Origin of the sequence: Sulfuricurvum sp. (assembly GCF_049305995.1) — a bacterium.
GTDB lineage: Bacteria > Campylobacterota > Campylobacteria > Campylobacterales > Sulfurimonadaceae > Sulfuricurvum.
Genome location: NZ_JBAQPS010000293.1, coordinates 1 through 8,577, shown reverse-complemented (window position 1 = coordinate 8,577; position 8,577 = coordinate 1). Strand labels below are relative to the sequence as shown.

At 37.6% G+C, this 8,577-nt stretch carries 7 protein-coding genes; 4 read left to right on the top strand and 3 right to left on the bottom strand.

Annotation, left to right across the window (positions count from 1 at the left end):
• The 4 genes from rpsL to WA010_RS10170 form a co-directional block, all read left to right on the top strand.
• Nucleotides 1-363: 30S ribosomal protein S12 (gene rpsL, locus WA010_RS10185; RefSeq protein ID WP_422557004.1), on the top strand; the 363-nt coding region annotated here is incomplete at its 5' end.
• Nucleotides 364-437: 74 nt separating this feature from the next.
• The gene (gene rpsG / locus WA010_RS10180) at nt 438-905 is read left to right on the top strand and encodes a 30S ribosomal protein S7 (protein ID WP_422557003.1); all 468 of its coding nucleotides are present in this window, start codon (nt 438-440) and stop codon (nt 903-905) included.
• A gap of 74 nt (nt 906-979) precedes the next feature.
• Entirely contained in the window at nt 980-3,064 is a 2,085-nt protein-coding gene (gene fusA, locus WA010_RS10175) for an elongation factor G (protein ID WP_422557002.1), read from the top strand.
• A gap of 543 nt (nt 3,065-3,607) precedes the next feature.
• Entirely contained in the window at nt 3,608-4,738 is a 1,131-nt protein-coding gene (locus tag WA010_RS10170; protein WP_422557001.1) for a Card1-like endonuclease domain-containing protein, read from the top strand.
• Nucleotides 4,739-4,799: 61 nt separating this feature from the next.
• Here WA010_RS10170 and WA010_RS10165 read toward each other — a convergent pair whose 3' ends face one another.
• The 3 genes from WA010_RS10165 to WA010_RS10155 form a co-directional block, all read right to left on the bottom strand.
• On the bottom strand, nt 4,800-5,627 hold the full coding sequence (locus WA010_RS10165) for a hypothetical protein (RefSeq protein ID WP_422557000.1): 828 nt from the start codon (nt 5,625-5,627) through the stop codon (nt 4,800-4,802).
• Between the two features lie 22 nt (nt 5,628-5,649).
• Nucleotides 5,650-6,891, bottom strand: coding sequence for an ankyrin repeat domain-containing protein (locus WA010_RS10160; RefSeq protein ID WP_422556999.1), 1,242 nt, complete (start codon nt 6,889-6,891; stop codon nt 5,650-5,652).
• Nucleotides 6,888-8,577 (bottom strand): CHAT domain-containing protein (locus WA010_RS10155; protein WP_422556998.1); only part of this gene is annotated, 1,690 nt, incomplete at its 5' end. The genes WA010_RS10155 and WA010_RS10160, both read right to left, overlap by 4 nt.

Below are 8,577 nucleotides of genomic sequence, written 5' to 3'. Positions count from 1 at the left end.
CTTATTCGTAAAGAGCGACAAGCGGTAGTGAAAAAATCAAAATCACCCGCTTTGGTGTCATGCCCACAACGTCGTGGTGTATGTACTCGTGTATATACTACAACCCCTAAAAAACCTAACTCCGCGCTTCGTAAAGTTGCTAAAGTTCGTTTGACTTCAGGGTTTGAAGTTATTAGTTATATCGGTGGTGAGGGTCACAACTTGCAAGAACACTCAATCGTATTGGTTCGTGGTGGTCGTGTAAAAGACTTACCAGGGGTAAAATACCATATCGTACGTGGTGCTCTCGATACAGCGGGTGTTAAAGACCGTAAAGTATCTCGTTCTAAATACGGAACGAAAAAAGCTAAGGCTAAAAAATAGTCAACTAGTCTGACAAGAATCGGTTTTTGATGACCGTTTTTTGAGTAAATGAAAAAAACATTGAAGGAAACATTATGAGAAGAAGAAAAGCGCCCGTTCGCGAAATTATGCCTGACCCAGTTCACGGATCAAAAATTTTGACAAAATTCATCAACAAAATCATGTGGGATGGTAAAAAAAGTACTGCTGAGAAAATCATGTACGGTGCTTTAGATATCATGGGTTCACGTGGTGAAAAAACCGGTATCGAAGTATTCAACACTGCGATTGATAATATCAAACCGGTCATCGAAGTAAAAAGCCGCCGTGTGGGTGGAGCGACCTACCAAGTTCCAGTAGAAGTTCGTCCTGTACGCCAACTTTCTCTTGCTATCCGTTGGTTAACCGATGCGGCACGCAAACGTAACGAGCGCACTATGGCAGAGCGTTTAGCAAATGAGTTATCAGATGCTGCAAATGACAAAGGTTCGGCGTTCAAAAAGAAAGAAGATACTTACAAAATGGCTGAAGCGAATAAAGCGTTCGCTCACTATCGCTGGTAAGATTTGTAACCTTTTGATAACCCTCTCGGGTTATCATTCCCCTATCCACTATAAACTCTATTAAGGGCTATTTCATGGCAAGATCCCATAAACTTGAAGACGTAAGAAACATCGGTATCGCCGCTCACATTGATGCGGGTAAAACGACAACAACTGAGCGTATCTTGTTCTACACCGGTGTATCACACAAAATCGGTGAGGTTCACGAAGGTGCCGCAACTATGGACTGGATGGAGCAAGAGCAAGAACGTGGTATCACGATCACTTCTGCTGCAACAACCTGTGAATGGAACGGCAAACAAATCAATATTATCGATACTCCGGGCCACGTTGACTTCACGATTGAAGTTGAGCGTTCTATGCGTGTACTTGATGGTGCTGTAGCGGTATTCTGTGCTGTTGGCGGTGTTCAACCACAATCTGAAACAGTATGGCGTCAAGCAAACCGTTACGGGGTTCCTCGTATGGTTTTCGTTAACAAAATGGACCGTACAGGAGCTGACTTTTACAACGTAGAAGAGCAAATTCGTGCACGTCTTAAAGCAAATCCTATCGCTATCCAACTTCCAATCGGTGCTGAAGATCAGTTTAAAGGGATCATTGATCTCGTTAAAATGAAAGCAATTCTTTGGGACGAAGATGCGGCAATGGGTTCAAACTATCATGAAGCAGAAATTCCTGCGGATATGGTAGAAATTGCAAATAAATACCGTGCACAAATGATGGAAGCGGCGGCTGAGGGTGACGATACTTTGATGGAGAAATTCTTCGAAGAAGGTGAACTTAGCAACGAAGAGATCATGCGCGGGATTAAAGCCGGATGTCTTAAAATGGAAATTATCCCTATGACATGTGGAACTGCGTTTAAAAACAAAGGGGTACAAACTCTTCTTGACGCGGTTGTTGATTACCTACCATCACCTTTGGAAGTTGCGGCTATCAAAGGGACTATGGAAGATGATGAAGAGGTTGAAGTTGATGTTGAATCAACAGATGATGCTCCATTCGCCGGTCTTGCATTTAAAATCATGACAGACCCATTTGTTGGACAGCTCACTTTCGTACGTGTTTATCGTGGTGTTCTCGAATCAGGTACCTACGCTTATAACACCATCAAAGGTAAAAAAGAGCGTATTGGACGTATCGTTAAAATGCACGCGAACAAACGTGAAGAGATCAAATCTCTCTACGCAGGTGAAATCGGTGCGGTTGTAGGTCTTAAAGACACAACGACGGGTGATACTCTTTGTGACGAGCGTGAACGTCTAGTTCTTGAGCGTATGCACTTCCCTGAGCCGGTTATCTCGGTTGCGGTTGAACCTAAAACAAAAGCAGACCAAGAAAAAATGGGTATCGCGTTAGCAAAACTAGCGGCAGAAGATCCATCTTTCCGCGTTCACACAGACGAAGAAACAGGACAAACAATCATCAGCGGAATGGGTGAGCTTCACCTTGAAATCCTTGTTGACCGTATGTTCCGTGAGTTTAAAGTCGAAGCGGAAGTGGGTGCGCCTCAAGTTGCATACCGTGAGTCTATCCGTAACGAAGTTAACCAAGAGTATAAATACGCGAAACAATCAGGTGGACGTGGACAATTCGGTCACGTATATCTCCGTATCAAGCCGGGCGTACCTGGGACTGGTTATATCTTCCACAACGAAATCAAAGGTGGGGTTATTCCTAAAGAGTACGTTCCTGCCGTTGAAAAAGGGTGTCGTGAAGCAATGCAAAAAGGTGTTCTCGCGGGTTATCCGATCGAAGATATCGAAGTTGCATTGTATGACGGTTCATACCATGAGGTTGACTCGAATGAGATGGCGTTTAAACTCGCTGCTTCTATGGGATTCAAAGAGGGTGCTCGTAAAGCTAACCCAGCTATCCTTGAGCCTATGATGAAAGTTGAAGTTGAAGTTCCTGAAAACTTTATGGGTGACGTTATCGGTGACCTTAACCGCCGTCGCGGACAAGTTAACAATATGGGTGACCGTTCAGGTAACAAAATTGTTGACGCGTTCGTACCATTGTCTGAAATGTTCGGTTACTCAACTGACCTTCGTTCAGCAACTCAAGGACGTGCAAGTTACTCTATGGAATTCGATCACTACGAAGAAGTTCCACGTAACGTTGCCGAAGAGATTATCAAAAAGCGTAACAGCTAAGAGATTCTCTTTCTCCTCTTGCCCCGTTCAGGGGCAATTTCTTTTTTTCTTCTCTTTCAAAATTATTATCTTAGTTATGTTGTAATTCAAATATTTCCAAGTTATCACTCTTAATCTACAGTAAATTTCCCAAGATTAATAACTTCCAAGATCATTAATATAATGTTCTACGAGATAGTTTAGCTAACAAGCCATTTTTAATTCATACTGGAGAAATACGATGACTTTTTGGATGATATTAACACTTTTATTCTTGGGCGGATGGATATTCGGTAGATCTTCATCATCGGATCCATCAGGTGGAAGCGATGATGAATGCAATGATAACAACCATAACGGTATCTGCGACAATGAGGAAAGAGACTGCATTTGCGATGATGAAGATACATTCGATGTAAGGGGTTCCTCGAATGATGATTCATCTTGGTCATCTTATGACAATGAAGATTGATCTTACGATATAAATGCTAAATAATTTTCCAAGACAATTGGTCATACTCTGATGAATTATGTATAATAACTGCAACACTTTCAAGGAACCCCATGATCCTTATCAGCCTTTTAGGAGATGATCTTAGTATTCTCATCCCTGTTATCAACGAATTTAAAGACAAAATCACCCACCACTTTATTATCCATGACGATGCCGCAGATGATATTCGCCGTGCTAAACAGTTCTGCAAAGGGTTAGAACGTTTTACACAAAACCATCATCTTCGATGGAAAAGTGATGTATACCAACTTGATGAAGACAGTAAAAGTGATATTGTTCGGCTTTACCACACCATAAAAACACAGCATGAAGGTGAAATCGTACTTCATTCTACAGAGGGGTTTGCATCACTGGCTCTAATTCTCTCTAATCTTATCCTCAGTAATGGAGGAAAAGTTGTCACGTACGATACCAAAGATAATGAACTAAATACCTTTATTGGCACTTCTCTCACCCGCATCAAACTTATTTCCAAACTCAATATCAATGATTACCTTACATTACTCAATTTTAAACCTATCGATATGAATCAAGAATCAAACCTCAATCATCGTAAAGATAACATCCTCAACCTTTTCAAAGATCATAAGCGGTTTTTAGGAGTAAGAGATGCCTTGGTCAAAAAAGATAAGAAATTTAATTACGATGAACATCGAGATCTTTTAGAAATGCTTGAACAATTGGAGATCGTCGATACGATGCATCAACTCATTCCTACCGAACAAATGACACTTCAAGGTACTTTGTTTGAGGAATACGTATTTTGGTTATCACATGAACTTGGATTTGACGACATAGTCATGGGGGCTAAGATCGATTTTGAACAGGAAAATGTAGAAAATGCCAACCACAGAGTCATAAACGAGTTCGATATCCTTATGACACACAACAATCGTATGTATACGATCGAATGTAAACTGGTCAAGCATCTTGATGGTACGGAATACGTTTACAAATACGATGCCATCATCGATATCTTTGGTACGGGGACGAAAGCAATATTGCTCAATGTATCACAAAAAGAGATGACTCCCTACCTCAATACCAAATCATCCGCTAATTTTAATTACGCTACTATTCGACGAGCACGGATGAAAGACATCCAAGTCTATCATGATACACACATTGATCCGATTGTATTTTCTAACCTCGCACGTAACTTTTTCAATCTACCTCAATAGCTTTGGGAATTTTCCCAAACATCCTCTGATTATTTATTTGAACTAAACTCCCTAGCAGTCATTAGCAGAGTGATTCCACGGTACGAAGACGATATTTTTCTCCATCACGTTCAATGCTGATATGACGCACCACGATGGGATGCGCTTCTTCAATCTTTGAGTTGATCTTTGAGACGTTTTGACGGAATCGAGAAATAAAATCTTCAACGAGAGAACGCTCGGTATCATAATCTTCATGCGACTCGCAGAATGCATTATAGGCAGAGGTATGCTCGTCTTCACTGTGTAGTTCTCCGCCACATCGAAGAAGATAATCGTACATAGCCGCTTCTTGCATCGTCAGTGCTACCTCATGCCCTAAAAACGATATTTTACGATCTCGAATATAAAGCCGAGGGGTATTGACTTCTCCTTGCAGCGGCATCAATATACTCACCACACCCTCATGACGATAAACATTCCCCTCATCATCCGTTCCGATAATGTTCTCTTGGGGAAGAAAACATTTGTCTTCGAACTCTTTACGGGTCTTGACGTAATAGCATGGATACGTATGCATCATCTGAGAAAAGATCCATGTCATCCAGTTGGTTCCACTGGCTACCAAACCGATCACAGGATGCTTGGCAAATCGTAGAGCCGATTCGACGTTGGAGCGGTATTCGCGCTGATCTTCCAACCGCCCTCCTCCATCGACAAACTCACCGTAATAGATGACACTCAGATCGGGAAAAAACTCTTCGATGAGCGTCATTGCCCCCTCATACGCACTAAAGGTCGTCAAAACATGAACCCGTCTGATATCATGGGTATTTTTGAGTAATTGCAAACCAATCGTTAGTGGTTGATAGGTAGTTCCGCATTCGATAAGAACTTCGCAAGGAGTCATTTTTATTTTCCTAAAAAATATTTTATTTTACATGGTTTAAGAATTCAGCAATATCTTCTCTTCCATAGTCATGAGCCAATTGAATTAAATTTCGACCATCTGGAGTGATATAATGAATGTCTGCACCTTTACTCACGAGATATTTTATTGTATCCAATGTAACATTTTGAAAAACTATTATCGCTTTCACAAGACATGTATTACCATTATCTTGAATATTGAGATTACCACCTTGCTCAATATATTTATCAATAATATTTCTGTCGTTAAAACCAATTCCAAAAAGAATAAAAGGCTTCCCTTTTTTAAGATCAGCATTATGATCTATCAAATATCTTACTATCTCTTTGTGTCCATAATTACTTGCCAGCGTTACAGACGTAAATCCCCAAGACTTCATTAAATTTAAATTTGCATTTTTTTCAACTAAAATTTTAGTCAATTTCAAATTGCCTCGAATGGAAGCATGCATTAATAACGTTTGATCAAACTCAATATTTGAATCAATGTCAAAGTTATTTTGAATAATTTTTTGAATTTTCAGCACAGCTTCGTTACTAGCAATTATTGCTGCCCTGTATTCATTAAGTTTTTTGGGATCATCAATATACTGATTAAATATTACTGACGTTGTTTCACTTTCATCAGATATTATTTTTTCAAGTAAGTTTTTCATTTTATTATTAGTTGCAACTGCCTCTGTTTGTATTTCTGGATTTATTCTTGATGAGAGTTTAGCTTTTTCTTGATCTGTCATTTTATATATTTTAACTTGAGACGTATCAGGATTGTACATTGATGCAATATAATTTGTTTGTTCTTCAATTGCATGAGCCACTAAATTTGTAAACTCGGCATCTGTACGATTTCCTTTCAATATAGCTTTACCTCTTTCTTGATCCGTCATTTTCAATAATTTCTTTGGATCAATCGTTCCATTAAACATAGAACTCATTTGACATGCTCCGATCTCTTTTCTTTCCTCTTCAGTCAAACTAAAATAAACATTTTTATTCATCAGTCTATTGAGACCTCTAAACGACATCAGTTCTCCGTTATCTTTTGTAAATTGCTCTTTTTCTTTATCCGATAATTGCATATACTCATTAAGAGGTAAATTTATCCATATAAATACTGAAGAATTACACAATGGAGCTGAATTACTCGGTTCGTCCGCATATAGATATAAAACACAAGTAAGTGATAAAATAAGCAATTTCAGATTAGTCATTATTTTCATTCCTGTTTTTAAATTTGTATTCATTCTTTACCAGAAAGAATAAAAGCACTCCAATAAAATGGATGCCGATTTCCTTTAATCATTTCAATCTTTGTATCTCTCAATGCCTTTGCATATGATTCATCTTGGTTCAATGAATAGAAATTTGTCATTAATTCTACTGTTTCTTTGTCAGAGACCGACCATAATGACATCAAAATATTTTTTGCTCCAGCACTTATAAATGCTTTATTTAATCCAGCAACACCATTTCCAGCCTTGATTACACCTCTACCCGTATCACAGGCTGAGAGCACAACTAAATCAGTTGTACTTAAATCCATTCCAGAAAGTTTTAATGCCGTTACAATACCCTCATCTTTACCAAAAATCAATGATGTATTCGCCGCAGCCAATGCAATTCCAGATAACAGAAGAGGATTCGAAATATGATCATCATCTATAAAAAATCCATGTGTTGATAAATGCAATATTTTAGGGGATTGAACTTTTAATAAATTCTCTTCCGAACTTTCATCTTTTTCCAGGATTTGTACATTCATTTTTTTAGACACTTTTTTAATATTTTCTGCTTCCTTTTTACTCCCTGAGAGTGGTTCAAAGCTCATTTTAGAAAGCGCTTTTAGTACTTGGAAACTTCTTAAGTTCGTAGTGTCATCCGTATTATTGTTATCTTGATTTTTAGCATCATAATTTGGATTGGCAAAGACAACAGTATCCTTTTTATTATTATATTTACTTAGCTTATTCACTCTCACAAACTCTTTTGCAGATGGTGTATACACTATTTCTTTTGAACTAACAAGATAATTATGGTCTGAATATAATGCTTCAAAGGGAATAAGATTGAGTGCACCATCTAGTGAGATTAAAAGTTTGGTTTTTTGCTTCATATTGAGTTCCAAAGGCTTAAGTAGCAGATCATAAAGTTTAGCCAATTTGACCTGTGTAGCTAAGTTCAATTTTTTTTCTTCCTCTTGAGCTAAAACACCATTTTTTTCTTTAATAACATAATCAATATCTACTCGAAAATCAGATACAGCCTTATCAATAGTATTTCGATCAGCCACTTTGATAAAATTGACGTTTTCGTTATGGTCTAAAGTAAAAGCGTAATATGCTTCATCAGTCATTGCATAGTCAACATATAGGGTATCTGACGATAAATTTGAAGAAATATCTTTTAGCTGAATATTTTTTAGTCCCATCGATATTTTAAATTTTTCAACTTTTAATGCAAGTTGTTGTTCTAAATCAGAAATATTTTGCTCCAATTCTTTCGTTTTTGCATTGTAAGTTTCAATATCGTTCTTAGACACAGGAGGAGTTTGCAAATGTTTTGATAATGCGCGTTTATAAAGAATAAAGTCTTCAATCTTTTGAGACACTTCTTTATCCCGTTCATGTTTTTTTAATGTATATATCAAATTATCAAATTCATTAAGCACACCTTTTTGATTGATCCAGTTAGAAAAAATATCACTTGCCACCTCTTTCTTTAAAGTAAACTCATAAAATTTCTGACTAATGTTTATAAAATTGTTAATTACAATTAATAATTCATTATAGCTATTTTCTTTTTGTTCATCTGAGGTATTCTGAAAAGAATTTTCAAAAAGTTTTTGCAAACTTTTTATTGATTTATTGGCTTGAAAATAAGAATTATTCAAATCATGCAGTGCATAATATTCTTTGCTAAGAGTATATGCA